Genomic DNA, 13,725 nt, shown 5'->3' with positions numbered 1-13,725 from the left:
CACCATGCTCATTACCACTATATTGTCTCCTGACTATTTCTATTTCTTCAGAATATCTTTTATCTAAAACGCTATCATCAAATATGATGTAACCATTGGTATCAGGCTCAACTACCTCTTTCACGTTATCCCATAGTAACCGAGGTGTTAACTTTTCGGTTTTCAAATAATAGTTTATTGCATCATGGCTAATACAGTTTAAATGTTCTGCTAAATTGGTAATTGTATAATTAATTTGACTACTTAATAAGTATTGGCAGTAATTAAGTTTTGTAAATCTCATTACCGTAAGCAACATTTATCTAATACAACCTCTATCTATTTTCTCATGAATATTTCACTCTTTGTTTCCTTTTGCAGCGACTTCTTATGCTTAGACAAAGCTTTCGGAATCAAAACTTGATAATACAATTGTACTACCAAGTAGCGATCGCCCCGTGCCAGTTGCGGTACTTTTCACAGTACAAAAATACTATAGTTTAGCGTTCGCCTGTGCCAGTTGCGTAAGTCCTGTTGAATTCAAATTACTAGCGCTTTTTTGTAAATTTGGAAAATAAATTTAGTAACTTCAAGATAAAGCGGTTGGTTTCACACTTTATGTTTGCTCGAGACTGGGATAGCTGAGAAATGCACCTTGCTGGATAAGAGTTAGTTCTTTTTGCTTGGGAGGAACTGACCTTTTAGCGATCACTTTCTGTGCCCAACTTTCTTACGCCATCCATTCAGTCCACTGCGGCGCATCGACAAGCAGTTGAGCAAACTTTCTGGGGTAAGCATCCTCAAACTCCAGCATCACGCCGCAACGCTCACCATTCTTGCCCAGAGTATTGCCCATCTCCTTCAACAGGATCGCCAGCCGCAAGCAGAGGCTAAAAATGCTTTTAAAAACCTCTTGGTAAGAAACTTTAGAACTTAAGTTTTTACTTGGGTTGCCACAATGGAGTGATATCAAGGTTTTTAGCAGCAGATACGGTATTTCTAACCTACGCCAGTACGGTTTACTCCCCTTTGGTTCTTGTAAAGTTATCGTAATATATATTCATATAAAGCAATATTTGCCCCAAATAAATAGAGTAGGTAATAAAAGCGATGAATCAACCCATTGAATTATCTTTAGAACAAGAATTTAGCCTTAGAACTTTCTCTGATCAAGTGCAGCAGATGTCTCGTGAACAAGCTCAAGAGTTCTCGCTGATGCTGTATAAGCAGATGATGATAAGGGAAAAGACTTACCAGGAACTGCTCAAATATCAATGGGAAGTTGGTTCAGGTTCAATCTTGGGTTAAAACAAACTTGCTGCCGTCAACTGTAGAAAGAGCCAACACTGGTAAGCCCAAGCTGCATTTTCAGCATTGCTCCCCTTGCAACCTTGAATAGCAGCACTTTCTACCTGGGTGAGTGTTTGGGGAATGTCAAAGGATATTATGTCAATTACTTGTGTGGTCATCTCTTTTGTGCTAACGTTGAGGGGGCGACAATCATCACAAAACCAAGCCAGCTAAAGGTTTGGGAGGCATATACCCCTTGAAAAAATGGTAGTCTTATTGAGAATAAACGGTGCAGCTATTAAGCGCTTATCTATGGGGTACAGTTTGATGGTAAAAAAGAACGGTCTCATCCATTAAACAAGACCGTCACCATAATGTTGCCCTCATTCTATCAAGAGTTCCTAGAAAAGTATCTAAATAAATCACAGTTAATTATACTGAAGATGTTGGTATGGCTACTACAAAATCAAAAGCAAGTCAGGATAGAAAGACTGGCTGCGACCCTACCGTTACCAATACAACAAAACAGTCGTAGACGGCATTTACAAAGATTTTTAACTTTGAACGCATTGAGTGTGGTACTGCTATGGTTTCCTATCATTGAAGAGATGATTAGCAAGCAAATCAAAGCTGGTTCACAAGTGATTGTCGCACTGGATAGAACACAATGGAAAGAGAATAATGTTTTGATGGTTAGTGTGATTTATCAAAAAAGAGCATGGCCAGTATTTTGGTGTTTATTAGAGAAGGATGGCAGCAGTAATTTACAAGAGCAGCAAAAAGTATTACGTCCAGTGATTCGGTTGTTAAAGAATTATAAATTAGTGATTATTGGCGATAGAGAATTTCACAGTATAGAATTAGCACAATGGTTGCATAGACTGAACATCAGCTTTGTATTCCGCCAAAAACAGGACACGACTTTCCGTCAAAAAGGACGCTCATTTCAACCTTTAAATACCATTCCTATTTATCCAGATATCCGCCAATTTTATACCAATATCAAATTGACTCAAAAACGAGGCTTTGGTCGCTTGAATTTGGCAGTTTACTGGAAAAGGAAGTACCGAGGTAAACAAGATAAAGAACCTTGGTATTTATTAACCAATCTGCCTGACCTGAAAAGTGCCCTCATTATCTATCGTCAACGTTTTGGCATTGAAGCTATGTTTAAAGATTGTAAAACAGGTGGTTACAATCTGGAAGGTTCTAAAGCTAGCCCTGATAGACTTGTTCGTTTAATTTTCTTAATTGCTTTAGCCTTAACGAGTGCTTGGTTACATGGACAAAGAACTAAATTACAAAAACAACAATTTTATATTTGTCGCCAAGAAGAAAAAAATCGAACTTCTAAACGACACAGTGATTTTTGGATAGGTTTATATGGTCAAAATTGGATAGTTGCTTGGCATGAGTGTCAAGCATGGGTTGATGAAATGGTTGGTTCCATTCGCAATAAGCAGGCATTTTATCAGCGAGGTTTAAGGGCTATGAAGCTTATACAGCAAGCACTTTAACTCGCTTGTCGCCCCTTGAAGTGATTAACTGTGCTTTATTTAGGTATTTTTCTAAGAAGTTTTGATAAAATGATGCCAGCATTATTTCGACGGTCTTGGTCAAATTACGAGACCGTTCTTTTTTACCATTAATACTGTACCCTACAGGTAGCCCCTTAATAACTGTACAGTTCATTCTCAATAAGCACACAAATTTTTTCAGGGGGTCTGTGCCTCCCAAACCTTTAGCTTGCAGGGTTTAGAGGCGATTGTCGCCCCTTGAAGCGATCGCCACTCAAAATGGAAGATTCGCAGACTCAAATTTGAGCCAGGATTCAAATTAATTGTTGGCCTAAGTTAACCGACAGGATTCCACAACGGCTGATGCACAATGCAAATGTCATACTATTTGCCATGTCATTTCCTGCCCCGCCCCCAAAGGTACAAGCCCAGATTCCATAAATGGAATTTCATCAGGAACGCGCCAAGTCGTTTTGGACAAGGTAATTCGCTCGGTATTACGCGGCAGTTGATAAAAATCTGGGCCATAGAAGCTAGCGAACGCCTCCAGTTTATCCAGGGCTTTCACGCTTTCAAATGCTTCGGCATACAACTCAAGGGCGTGCAGAGCCGAAAAGCATCCCGCGCAACCACAGGAACTTTCTTTGCTGGTGCGGGTATGGGGAGCGCTATCGGTACCTAGAAAAAACTTCGGATTAAGCGATATTGCCGCTTGCAACAAAGCCTGACGATGCTCCTCCCGTTTCAAAATGGGCAGGCAATAAAAATGGGGGCGAAGGCCACCTTTGAACAGGGCATTACGGTTAAACAACAAATGTTGTGGCGTAATTGTTGCCGCGATGGTGTTGGCAGACAGCACATACTGCACCGCATCGGAGGTGGTGATATGCTCAAGCACCACCCGCAGGTTGGGAAATCGCTGCTTGAGTTCTATTAAATGTCGCTCGATAAACACCTTCTCGCGATCGAACGTATCAACATCGTTATCGGTCACTTCCCCGTGCAGTAATAACGGCATGTCCACCTGCTGCATCGCTTCAAAGACGCGATCGCACTTAAGAATATCCGTCACACCGGAGTCTGAGTTGGTCGTTGCACCGGCTGGGTAGTACTTGAGAGCTTTGATAAACTGGGATTCTTTCGCCCGGAGAATGTCGTCGGGGCTGGTGTTGTCGGTGAGGTAGAGCGTCATCAATGGCTCAAACTGTTGTCCCTCTGGAATGGCGGCGAGGATGCGATCGCGATAGGCTGCTGCATCTACCACCGAGCGGATAGGGGGCTTCAAGTTCGGCATGACGATCGCGCGGGCAAACTGACGCACCGTGTAGGGCAGAACCGCTTTCAGTGCTGCACCGTCGCGGAGATGCAGATGCCAATCGTCAGGTCGGGTGATGGTAAGCTTTTGCATCCTTTCATTATAAAACGGCAACAAGGGCCTCATGAAAATAGGGGCGATCATCCAGATATGGTATGGGGCGATCGCTATCTATGATACTGTACTCAAGTTTGCTCCTAATGACCTCAAAACTCTTAAGCGCAAGGGTTTCGCTCTCGAAAAGCTGTCCAAGCTACAGTTATCTCAACAGCAGTATACAGAGGCTATCAAGGCTTTAAAGCAAGCGATCGCCTCGTCCAGGAACACCGAAAACGCTATGACTTCTTACGGCAAATTATTTGTCAAGAGTTAGCTGACTTACAGAAAGCCAAAGTGATTCGAGCCGATCTTAATTTAACCCTCGAAGCCAATGCACTCATTGCCCTAGTGGATGGCATTGGCACTGGTGTTGTCATTTGTCCTGAACAGTTCTCCGCAGATCAACAACAATATCTCGTGCGGCGGCATATCAACGCTTTATTGACACCATCTTAAACACCAACGCTCCAGTGATTGTTGCCAGGGCTAGAAGATTCATTGGAGCTTCTGATAGTCTTGAAAAAAACGATTCAAATCATTTAAAAGTTGACAAAACAAACTTTTGTTTTCATAAGTGCCAGTAGCGTTCTCCCAAGAATTGCAGATCCTTGGGTTAGTAAAAGGCAAAATCAAAACAAATAGAGCCGAAATTAAGGGCACAACTAATATAAGATTTCGGGCATCAGTGATTAAATTACCAACTTCACTCAGAATAGGTAATTCGTATTGATGACAATGTGTAATTAGGGTATCTTTAGTTTTCTGAAGTTGAGTTTTTTGCTCCTTTTCTAAATTGAGATTGGACTGGATATCTATGTCAATAACGTTCTTTCTGACTACTTCAATTGCCGTCACTAAATCATCTATAGGTTGCCCATTTTTGGCACGAGTGACAAGTATTGCTTCCAGAATTATTAATCTTGACTTGGAAGTTAACAGTATAGGCATCTGTTGATTAGCTTCATTAATGAAATCTTGTTGTTCTTTGAGGAACTTACTAGTCTGCATATTATGTAGCCACTGTTGTTGAACTAGTAGTTCGCGTTCTGATAGTCTAAAGCTTTGAGAGAGACTGTTAATAAAGTTAACAACACTTGTCGTTAATTTTTCTAAAGAGCTTGAGGCTTTTGAGGGGGAGTTGCTTTGATTATTGTCTCGCATAAGTTATTCAATAAATTTTAATTTTGATTACTATCGCAGCCGTCGAATTTGTATTTAATTGGTGAATTTTGGAGTAATTTTTCAATTCCCAAACGGATTAGTTCTGGTGGAACTCCGTCTAATTTCAACTCGGTTTGGATAAACTCATCAATTGAATTGGCTTTCGTATTCTCCAAAAGCGCCAACATCTGTTGAGCTTGGGTTGTTGATGTGCAAGACTCCTTAGTTTCAGCTTGAGAGGTTTGCTTATTACTTGGTGCAGAGTCAATAAAGTTTTTGGTATCCCGGTCATAACCAGAGAAATTCTTTAACAGAGGCATTGGTATCCATTCATTGATGCCGCCGTAATAAACTGCTCGACCGACTGGTGATTGTGCAGCAATCTCCATTACTTGGGTTGAGGTAATCTTGCGATCGCTAGGTATGAGTTGAGTGGCAATCATGGCGTTATAAGCTGGGACGTTATCAGGATGAACCAACGCCACAGACGTTAACTGGGATCGCAAACCGCCAGAAATGCCCAAGTCATCCGTGTGAGGGTTCTGCACGACAATCCAGAAATGCCAACCGGAACTATCACCGCAAGAACAGTAAGAGATGATTTTGTCTTTGAGCCAACCAATCTCACCCTTGGTATTTTTAAATTTGGAACAAACAGCCGTACCTTCATCTAAAATGATGAGCTTTGGGCCGGAGATTTTCTGGAACTCGGTAAAGCATTCTTTGACCCATTTAACCGCTTCGACCGGGGACATTTCTAGGATTTTAGCCCGTTTAAAAGTATCAACACGACCTTTGAAATAACCAGTTTCTTTCTCGTCACCTTTGGGGTCAATATAAAAGATGTGTATGCCAGGATGCAATCGCTTAATAGCATCGATTGCATTGCTAATGGTGATGCCCTTGCCAGAACCAGGGACACCAACCCACAGCATATTTGTCACTTTCTTAGCAATATGCCCAATTAGGTCATACTGCACTTTGGGTTTAGTGGTGTAGGTAGAGATTTCGGTATTGACTGGAGAGGGAAAAGCAGGGGGGTAGGGAGCAGGGGGCAGAGGGGAAAGATTCTCTCCCATGCACCCCGCACCCTGCTCCTTGTCCTCTTCAACCCTTGCTCCCACAGCATGATTTGGTAATTGAGCAAATCGAGCTTGTGGGATACCAAGGTTTTGTGGTTGTATCGCCTCTTGAATAACTGTTACTTGTTGGTAGTTAACTCGTGGGTCAATTGTCACTTGCGCTAAATGCCCAGACAATTGCTCACGGGTGGGAAACTGCCCACGTAGCTGAATAAACCAATCAAGTAACCAACGGTAAGCGTAAAATCTTTTTCCTGGCTCAACGGCGCTCAAGTATTCACACACCACATGAGATGATTGCTTGAGCATGGCAAACTCATACTTAGACATTGGCTCCAGATGCAGCATCAAGTCAGCCAGTTCATTTTGGTTAGCGAAATATTCAGCCCGTGCGACGCTATCACCCATTGCAGAAAGGAAAGCAAAGAAGTCACCACGAATAAAAGGGATGGGTGCAAATTGATGGGTATCGTTTAAGTCCTGAACAATTGACCACAGATAACCAACACCAGCTACGACTGCACCGATGGGAGCAAGAGGAGAGGTAGCATAACAAACTGCGCCAGTAAGAGCTGTGGCCAGTGTGATGAACTTCGCCAGATTCATGCCATTACGCTCATCTTTGGCGCGGACTAATAACTGATCTTGACGTTCCTGTAACCAAGAGGCGGTATTCCCAGCTTCCAAATACTCAATGCTGGGGTAGTCGTCACGTAAAAGTGCCGTTTCTTTTGTACCGAGCATTGGTATTTGTTGATGCATGTGAATCCCTCTTACTTAGTCAACTTCCAAATGTTGTAACCAATCTCGCCTGCCATCATTGAAGCTACGTTGTAAGCAAAGCAAGCCAAAATCAAACCTGGGTTCGTATATCTGAAGGGATTGCGACCAACGAAGGTAGTAGTCAGATCCAGAACCCAGAAAAACAGTGCGATCGCTCCCCCTGTATGACGTTCTTTCATGCCAGCAGCTTTATAATCACCCCACAATGCCACTGTCAGGTCGATATTGCCATTCGGTTTACTGCCGAGTGTGTATTGTTTTGATTCCTCAAACTCGTTCTTGGCCTGTTGTGGGTCTTTACCACGTAAGGTTCGAGCTTCCATCACTTGCACTAGTGCAGAGATACCGAAGCTAATCCAAAACAAGGGATTAAATAGGAGTTGTAACCAACCAAACCAACCAATCCATTCTGTTTCAAACCAGGGAAAAATCGGTTTTCCCTGGAATAAAACTTGCCAAATGCTATCAGTAGAAAGAAGTGTCCCAATCCAAAAACCAATCGCACCAACAAGCTTGTATCCGGGTGTGCCTGGGGTAACGAATTGGGCAATGATATGTGAGATAAAGATGACTGGCAGTGAGATTAATGCCACAATCCACCGAGCTAATAATTCTAAGTAGTCACTCCCTCCTTTTTTCGGCTCTTTTTGTGGTGATGATTCTGGTTTTGGTTGTGAATTAGATTTGTTTGGAGTGAGATATTTCATAAATCAATCACGAGAATTTTGGTACAGTGGCGAATTCTTACAAGCATTTTTGAACCGATATTTCCATTTCCATTTCCATTGCCTTTGTTCAATTCGCCCAATACATAAACCAGTTGAGTCATACACAAAAACTGTTTCATCTTCTAAATAACCGGTAGTATCAGGTCTAGGGTTACGTTTCTTCGAGTCTAGATAGTTCCTAATTCGTAACTTACTGAATGAGGGCGTAACTCCAAGAGAGTTAATTTTGTCGGCGGTTTCTGCCCTTTGCTCGGCTTTAATGCGTTCTAGTTCTTCAGACTCTCGAATCGTGATGCCGTGAGAGTAAGTTTTGAATTGGGCTGGCAGTTGTGATAACCAAGGACTTGCGATTAACCCCATGCCCAATAATCCCAACATCGCTTGCTTTTGGTATTTCATTGCCACTCAACCAAAATATTTTACGGTTGTTGCCGTCCGATAGTTTGTGTTGTCTGGGGTGCTGGTGCATTAATAACACGAACATAAACAGACAGCCCAATGCAAACTAGAAAAAAAATGACTGAGAATCCGAAAAGATTCTCATTGAAGAACTTGCGCCATTTTAAGCTGGAGATTGGAATTTCTCGCTCAACAAAGAGCGTGTCAAATTTTTCAGATCCTGAATTGTCGCAGGTCGTGTAGACTTTTTTTCTGATGTCGGCACTCCTAATTCGTCTAAAAATGCTTTCGGGTCAAAACCAACAGTTGCAGCAGTAGTGAGGGTTTGAACTTGTTGCTTAATCTCATCCCCAGTCTTTAACCCGTACTCTTGGGTAATTTGTTGCCTGATTTCAGGATTTTTGGCCAACTGATAAATAAACGCTATTTCATCAAAACCTTGCTCTGTGCGTCGCTGTAATGAACGAGCATCAAGTTCACTGGTGATTTCATCAAACAATTCTTGCTCAAACTCATGAACTGCCAGCGCTTGAGCAACAGTCTTACCTGCCACAATGTCCAAGAATGCTTTAAACGTTTCCCGACTGACTCCAGCAAATTGTAATTGTTCAGTGGCCATGTCTATTGCATGAGTCTGTATATTCGCCAAATTGCTGCTACCTCCTAACAGCTTCGATTTGTCGAGGGTTGCTTGCGCTAGATTGAACAACTTTTCTAAGCGATCGCTAATATCCACAGGAAATTCTTGGGCGTTTGGATCAACAGCTGGATCTGACTGAGCCAGTTGTTCTAACCCAGCAATGATTTGCTCTGGCTTGTAGTTAGCACTCAATAATTCAAATAATTCTGCACGAGTAAATATGCTATCCGACATGATGTGTCTCTCCTAATACTTGTGATGTAAATTTCAGTTGCTCTTGTTCAAACTGGGCGCGGGTGTACTGGACTTTATTTGCTTCAACAATTGCTTCGACAAGAACTTTTTTGTCAATCCCTTGAGTGATATCTCCAAACAATTCACCAATCTTTGCTATCACCCACACTTGATAAGATGTGATCGGTGCAGCACGGAGATTTTTCTCTTGGGCTAATGCCTGCATCCTTAGAAGTATTAATCTATACTCTGGAATCAAAGAAGCGACTTTTGCCCATCGTTCTAATGTCCGGGGACAAATACCTAAAATCTTCACAGCTTTGGCTTTTGACATTGGTAAAACTAATGGATTTACCCCTGATTGGCTTTGTTTTTGATTAAAAAGTTGTTTTCTCCATCCTGATTCCATGAACTTAGTCAAATCCGTATCAATAGCCTCAAAAAGATAGTCAATATCCGTAGCATCTAAGTGTCAATATGGATATCAATATGGATGTCCATATTGATATCAATGATCAGCGTCTATTGACTGTCTATTGACCTTGCTCTTTTATAATAAAAAACCGCGCCAAGCGGTTCAAGCTACTAAGTTGACAACTTTGTTGACAACTTTGTTGATAACTTAGAAATTTTCAGTGCAATATTTACCAAGCTCCTTCGGAGCGAAAACTCTTACCTTCTTTCAACCATTTATTATGATGTATTGCGGCTAAAGCTTTTACTCTCGAAGATGGTTGACGATGAGTTCTAGACGATTTTTTGCAGGCATAAGCTGTCATTGTTCTGGCTCTAATATTTAAATATCCTGATGCCTCTTCAAAACTTAATCCCCAAATTTCACAAAAAACTAATGGGTCAAGTTCTTTGATTTCTTCAGTTTGTGCGTTCATACTTTAGCTCAAAAGTTAAGTTTTGGGGTAACTGCCATTTCTGGCAGAAGCGATCGCCTCTTTGTCCGGCGGCGATCGCTTTAATTTATGCAAGGCTCTTTTATATGAACTGGGCAAATGATTTCCCCTATGGTCATTTTGAAGCCTGACTTTGTTTAACCAACACTGAACGTAGGTACTGCCGACAAGCTGCTTCTCCCCGATAAATCAGAATCCGCAGCGCCTGTACTTCCTGGATCGGAGAAACACAGATTTCGGCAATCGCAGCAATCAAATTCTGTTGCTGATGCACATAATCTTGATGCTGCTGCTCTAGCACAGCAATCTTGGAGTTTAACTGCTGTATTTGCCGTAATGCTTGCGTCAGAGACGATTCTTTGTTTCGAGAGCGATTATCTAGAGTTAACGTCATATTATTGCTCCTTCTTTAGATAGTTGAAAGCCTTGCCAATCAGGGCATTTCGCGTCCTCAATGCCTTCTGGATGAACAGAACAAATTAAAGGGGAGCCGTTGTAAGAGATCCCGTGATAGTATTTGCAACCTATACAACTGGTGGGTCTATTTAAAGGTCGAGGTCGGCGCAACATAACTTGGTCAATTTCATTTTGACCAGTAATTCGGTCAACCATGAATGCTGTGATCCCAGTCCCGGCTATTGCTCCACTAATGACGTACATGATATTTCTGCCGAGATATTGAGTGCCGAAATATCCACAAATAATTGTTGCTGCTGCTGCACTAATACAAGAGAGAAAAACTGGTCGTTTCATATTTATTGCTGTTTTTTGGGTGGTTCGTGCTTAGATAACAGAGCGGCAAAATCATAAATCGTTACTGTTGGTTTTGGTTCCGGTTTTGGTTCCGGCTCCGATTTTGACTCTATTACCAGTTCTGGGCTACCCAAACCGACTGCATTTTTAATTTCCTGCTCCATATTTAGGTTCTCCTTGTTGATTAATTTGCTCCACCTGATCAATTGCATCCACTATTTCTCCTAAAATATTGAACGCATCATTTAGCACCACATTTTTTGATGTAGAGAAATACTGCGAAGACTGAATGTTGCAATAATCTCGGCTACTGCCAACAAGCCGCAATGTATGTTGACAGCCTTGTAAGATAGTCCGAATCTCTGATGTAGTTAACTTGATTTCCATTAGTGTTTTAACCTTGAAAAACTGAATCGATTTCGCCGTTATCAATAGCATTTTTGGCGTGACGAACAGCCTGGGTATGATTATCAAATGTTTGAGTCGTAGGAGTAGCCCAAGTTGTTTTTAGCAGTTCTGTTTTTCCCACATGAACATCTACAGCACCATCTGATAATTCCGTAGTCTCGATTTTGTAGCCGCCATGTTTAGTTTTGTACTCTTTCATTGCCCGTTTCTTTCCCTAAAATTTATCTTGTTGAATACTGAGGCTTGCTCCGACTAAAGAACTGCCTAAGAATGCAGAAAAACTGACCAACATTGCACCCAGGCAAATATTTTTCTGTTGCTCCCAACCAGAGATGATTATATTGCGGTCAGCATTGGACTCGATTACTTCTAGCCCCCAGCACCCCATTGCCCCTACTCCAGAGAATCCAGTTAAGAGCAGAGAGACAATTGCAGTTGTTTCTATGGTGCGGTCGAGAATAATTCTGGGGTTGAATCTTCTCTTAATACGGCGACGAAAAACCATTTTACTCTTGTGTTCTAATTGAGATTGGTAAACAACTTGTTTGTGATTAGTCATTTTATATCCTCCAATTGAACATAGAAACCTGCACCTGTATTCGTAATCTTTACTCTTCTTTGATTGACCAATGTTTGAATTACTCCCAAGCTAAAATTGATACTGCATAACCGAGCACTGCCACCGCAACGGCGGAGGTACTGAAGACATAATTGGGAATGGTCTTTTGGGACTGGGTTCGCTTTTTTAGGCATAATGTCTTTCCTGTTGTGGTTTGTAGGAAGCAAAGCGCTGGGTGAAAAAAATAGCCAAGCAGTATTAATGCTTGACTAAATTATTTGTGAATTTAAAAGGTGAATTTCAGTTATTAGAAATTCTCCAGTTCGTCAAATTGATTTGTTGCAGAGTGCTTGTATGCTTTGGCTTTTCTTACACAGTGACGCTTCTAAAATTACAAATGTCGCCAGAAGTTCTTACTGATAGTCTTGAGACTGACAACTGCCGTTTCTGCTGTTGCTTCAGGGGCATGACCAGCAGCCACCGCAGCAGCTTGTGGTGCAGGTGTTGCTAACAGAGAATCAAGTAACTCTCGCTGATAGTCAATATCTGCTACTGTGCGGTAAACTCTGTGGTAATCAATTTGCATCCCTAAAGGTGTTGGCACTATTTTTAGATATTGATTGAGAGCATTAACGTAAATATCATTGAATTTACGTTCGGTAACACAAGGACGTAGTATATCTAACAGTTGAATCGCTTTTTCAATTTCGTAAATATCACAATTACTATCGATTTGGGGCTGACTTCTTCTATAGCCTTTCATCATTTTTTCGGCTACCAGATTCCGATATTTGAGAACAGCCTCTTGATTACTCATTAAAGAATGAGTTTTAGTCTGAAACTTGTAACCAACTCGTCCCCATTCAACAATTAAATTGTTATTTTCGACCTTGGCACTCCAGAATTTATTGCTGTTCTTGATAGCATCAACAAAGACTAAATAGATTTCCATGTTTCTTATCTTGTCAATTCACGACTTGACGGGCGTTCCCCCATCTAATTTGATGTTGTAGAGCTTCAAGTATTGTTTCCGCTTCGTGTGTTGTTAGCCCATTTAATTGTGAGCAAATATCTACCAAAAGTTGTGGCGTATCCATACCCAGAAATGTGACAAAAAGTGCATCCCTAGAAGCTTCTATTAGTGTGTAACTGCTCGGCTCATGCCTTTCTCGCATCAATACATAATTTGTTAACACCGTCCGAAGCAACAATTTTGTTTCTCTGTTTAATTTCTCTAAATATGCGCCATAATTCTCAACCAGTCGGTTAATCAAGTCTGTTTGACCGTAATAAGTTACTAAATCTGTTGTCATCTTTTTTTCACCTTCTCTTTTACTGATTGTTGGATTTGAGAAAGCGATCGCCCCTGTAAAATCAGGAGACAATCGCCATCAAGAAGGGAAAGGGGAACTGGGGTTGGGGAAAGAGTGTTTTCTTCATTCCTTTCCCCTTTACCCAGGATTATTTCATCAGTTCATATTCCGAAACTTAGCAGCACGCAAGGATTGAGTTTTCGCCGCTTGTACAGGACTATTAGCCCGTCGTGCGGTGGATGCCCAGGATTGCATTCGTTCAACTGCCGCAGCGTCCTGAATCGCAAGTGGGGTAATGGTTTGACGGCAGGTTTCCAGATCAGCAAGTGTTACCTGCTGCGATCTATCCTCATCGAATGCCAGCAGAGCAGTTTCCGAAGCAAGGGTTTCCAGTTCTGCGCCTGAAAACTTTGCGGTCGAGGCTGCGATCGCTTCGAGGTACTCCGATTCCAAGTGAATGCCAAAACGTTGTAGATGAATCCCCAGAATCTGGACTCGCTCTGGTTCTGTGGGAAGATCAACAAAGAAAGCCTCATCAAACCTACCTTTGCGCTTAA

23 protein-coding genes and 2 pseudogenes are annotated in these 13,725 nt (G+C 41.8%); 4 read left to right on the top strand and 21 right to left on the bottom strand.

Translation table 11 applies throughout. From position 1 onward, the window contains the following. Both RM049_RS38275 and RM049_RS38270 read right to left on the bottom strand, forming a co-directional pair. Positions 1-283, bottom strand: a pseudogene (locus tag RM049_RS38275) (transposase); the annotation flags it as partial. Between the two features lie 426 nt (positions 284-709). Further along, on the bottom strand, positions 710-952 hold the full coding sequence (locus RM049_RS38270; protein WP_322707964.1) for a hypothetical protein: 243 nt from the start codon (positions 950-952) through the stop codon (positions 710-712). Positions 953-1,089: 137 nt separating this feature from the next. On the opposite strand from RM049_RS38270, the gene RM049_RS38265 reads away from it, so the two are divergent. Then, positions 1,090-1,287, top strand: coding sequence for an NblA/ycf18 family protein (locus RM049_RS38265; protein WP_322707963.1), 198 nt, complete (start codon positions 1,090-1,092; stop codon positions 1,285-1,287). Here RM049_RS38265 and RM049_RS38260 read toward each other — a convergent pair. Continuing rightward, positions 1,284-1,448, bottom strand: coding sequence for a hypothetical protein (locus RM049_RS38260; RefSeq protein WP_322707962.1), 165 nt, complete (start codon positions 1,446-1,448; stop codon positions 1,284-1,286). The genes RM049_RS38265 and RM049_RS38260 overlap by 4 nt on opposite strands. Before the next feature lie 264 nt (positions 1,449-1,712). Between RM049_RS38260 and RM049_RS38255 the strand changes: the two genes are divergently transcribed. Beyond that, positions 1,713-2,786 carry an IS4 family transposase gene (locus tag RM049_RS38255; RefSeq protein ID WP_322707961.1) on the top strand — a complete coding sequence of 358 codons (1,074 nt, stop codon included), beginning with the start codon at positions 1,713-1,715 and terminating at the stop codon, positions 2,784-2,786. 379 nt (positions 2,787-3,165) lie between these two features. On the opposite strand, the gene pyrC is transcribed toward RM049_RS38255, so the two are convergent. Next, on the bottom strand, positions 3,166-4,194 hold the full coding sequence (pyrC, locus tag RM049_RS38250; RefSeq protein WP_322707960.1) for a dihydroorotase: 1,029 nt from the start codon (positions 4,192-4,194) through the stop codon (positions 3,166-3,168). 31 nt (positions 4,195-4,225) lie between these two features. Here pyrC and RM049_RS38245 point away from each other — a divergent pair, with 31 nt between their 5' ends. Both RM049_RS38245 and RM049_RS38240 read left to right on the top strand, forming a co-directional pair. Beyond that, positions 4,226-4,474, top strand: a complete 249-nt coding sequence (locus RM049_RS38245; RefSeq protein ID WP_322707959.1) for a hypothetical protein — start codon at positions 4,226-4,228, stop codon at positions 4,472-4,474. Next, positions 4,363-4,656, top strand: a complete 294-nt coding sequence (locus tag RM049_RS38240) for a TetR family transcriptional regulator C-terminal domain-containing protein (RefSeq protein WP_322707965.1) — start codon at positions 4,363-4,365, stop codon at positions 4,654-4,656. Before RM049_RS38245 ends, RM049_RS38240 begins: the two co-directional genes overlap by 112 nt. Positions 4,657-4,695: 39 nt before the next feature. On the opposite strand, the gene RM049_RS38235 is transcribed toward RM049_RS38240, so the two are convergent. The 17 genes and pseudogenes from RM049_RS38235 to RM049_RS38155 all read right to left on the bottom strand — a co-directional run. After that, positions 4,696-5,361, bottom strand: a complete 666-nt coding sequence (locus RM049_RS38235) for a hypothetical protein (protein ID WP_322707958.1) — start codon at positions 5,359-5,361, stop codon at positions 4,696-4,698. A gap of 17 nt (positions 5,362-5,378) precedes the next feature. Beyond that, entirely contained in the window at positions 5,379-7,205 is a 1,827-nt protein-coding gene (locus tag RM049_RS38230) for a hypothetical protein (protein WP_322707957.1), read from the bottom strand. Positions 7,206-7,216: 11 nt separating this feature from the next. After that, entirely contained in the window at positions 7,217-7,933 is a 717-nt protein-coding gene (locus tag RM049_RS38225) for a hypothetical protein (protein WP_322702368.1), read from the bottom strand. A 3-nt stretch (positions 7,934-7,936) separates the two neighbouring features. Beyond that, on the bottom strand, positions 7,937-8,353 hold the full coding sequence (locus RM049_RS38220; RefSeq protein ID WP_322707956.1) for a hypothetical protein: 417 nt from the start codon (positions 8,351-8,353) through the stop codon (positions 7,937-7,939). 163 nt (positions 8,354-8,516) lie between these two features. After that, a complete protein-coding gene (locus tag RM049_RS38215) occupies positions 8,517-9,227 on the bottom strand; it encodes a hypothetical protein (protein WP_322707955.1) in 711 nt (236 codons plus the stop codon). Then, the gene (locus RM049_RS38210; protein WP_322707954.1) at positions 9,217-9,636 is read right to left on the bottom strand and encodes a hypothetical protein; all 420 of its coding nucleotides are present in this window, start codon (positions 9,634-9,636) and stop codon (positions 9,217-9,219) included. Before RM049_RS38210 ends, RM049_RS38215 begins: the two co-directional genes overlap by 11 nt. Before the next feature lie 235 nt (positions 9,637-9,871). Continuing rightward, positions 9,872-10,117, bottom strand: coding sequence for a hypothetical protein (locus tag RM049_RS38205; RefSeq protein WP_163938182.1), 246 nt, complete (start codon positions 10,115-10,117; stop codon positions 9,872-9,874). A gap of 133 nt (positions 10,118-10,250) precedes the next feature. Next, positions 10,251-10,529 carry a hypothetical protein gene (locus RM049_RS38200; protein WP_322702373.1) on the bottom strand — a complete coding sequence of 93 codons (279 nt, stop codon included), beginning with the start codon at positions 10,527-10,529 and terminating at the stop codon, positions 10,251-10,253. Next, entirely contained in the window at positions 10,526-10,888 is a 363-nt protein-coding gene (locus RM049_RS38195; RefSeq protein ID WP_322707953.1) for a hypothetical protein, read from the bottom strand. The genes RM049_RS38200 and RM049_RS38195 overlap by 4 nt, the downstream gene beginning before the upstream one ends. 2 nt (positions 10,889-10,890) lie before the next feature. Further along, positions 10,891-11,052 (bottom strand): hypothetical protein, encoded by a 162-nt coding sequence (locus tag RM049_RS38190; protein ID WP_190937372.1) that lies wholly within the window; start codon positions 11,050-11,052, stop codon positions 10,891-10,893. Beyond that, positions 11,036-11,275, bottom strand: coding sequence for a hypothetical protein (locus RM049_RS38185; RefSeq protein ID WP_322698364.1), 240 nt, complete (start codon positions 11,273-11,275; stop codon positions 11,036-11,038). The genes RM049_RS38190 and RM049_RS38185 overlap by 17 nt, the downstream gene beginning before the upstream one ends. A 7-nt stretch (positions 11,276-11,282) precedes the next feature. After that, a complete protein-coding gene (locus tag RM049_RS38180; protein WP_322698365.1) occupies positions 11,283-11,495 on the bottom strand; it encodes a hypothetical protein in 213 nt (70 codons plus the stop codon). A gap of 15 nt (positions 11,496-11,510) precedes the next feature. After that, a complete protein-coding gene (locus RM049_RS38175) occupies positions 11,511-11,855 on the bottom strand; it encodes a hypothetical protein (RefSeq protein WP_322707952.1) in 345 nt (114 codons plus the stop codon). Further along, positions 11,852-12,049 (bottom strand): hypothetical protein, encoded by a 198-nt coding sequence (locus RM049_RS38170; RefSeq protein ID WP_322698367.1) that lies wholly within the window; start codon positions 12,047-12,049, stop codon positions 11,852-11,854. The genes RM049_RS38175 and RM049_RS38170 overlap by 4 nt, the downstream gene beginning before the upstream one ends. Positions 12,050-12,246: 197 nt before the next feature. Beyond that, positions 12,247-12,807: a WGR domain-containing protein gene (locus RM049_RS38165; RefSeq protein ID WP_322707951.1), complete on the bottom strand. Its 561-nt coding sequence runs from the start codon at positions 12,805-12,807 to the stop codon at positions 12,247-12,249. A gap of 13 nt (positions 12,808-12,820) precedes the next feature. Continuing rightward, positions 12,821-13,168, bottom strand: coding sequence for a hypothetical protein (locus RM049_RS38160; RefSeq protein ID WP_322707950.1), 348 nt, complete (start codon positions 13,166-13,168; stop codon positions 12,821-12,823). A 156-nt stretch (positions 13,169-13,324) separates the two neighbouring features. After that, positions 13,325-13,725 (bottom strand): annotated as a pseudogene (locus RM049_RS38155) (ATPase); the annotation flags it as partial.

Source organism: Nostoc sp. DedQUE04 (assembly GCF_034530995.1).
Taxonomy (GTDB): domain Bacteria; phylum Cyanobacteriota; class Cyanobacteriia; order Cyanobacteriales; family Nostocaceae; genus Nostoc.
This window is presented reverse-complemented; position numbering and strand designations above follow the sequence as displayed.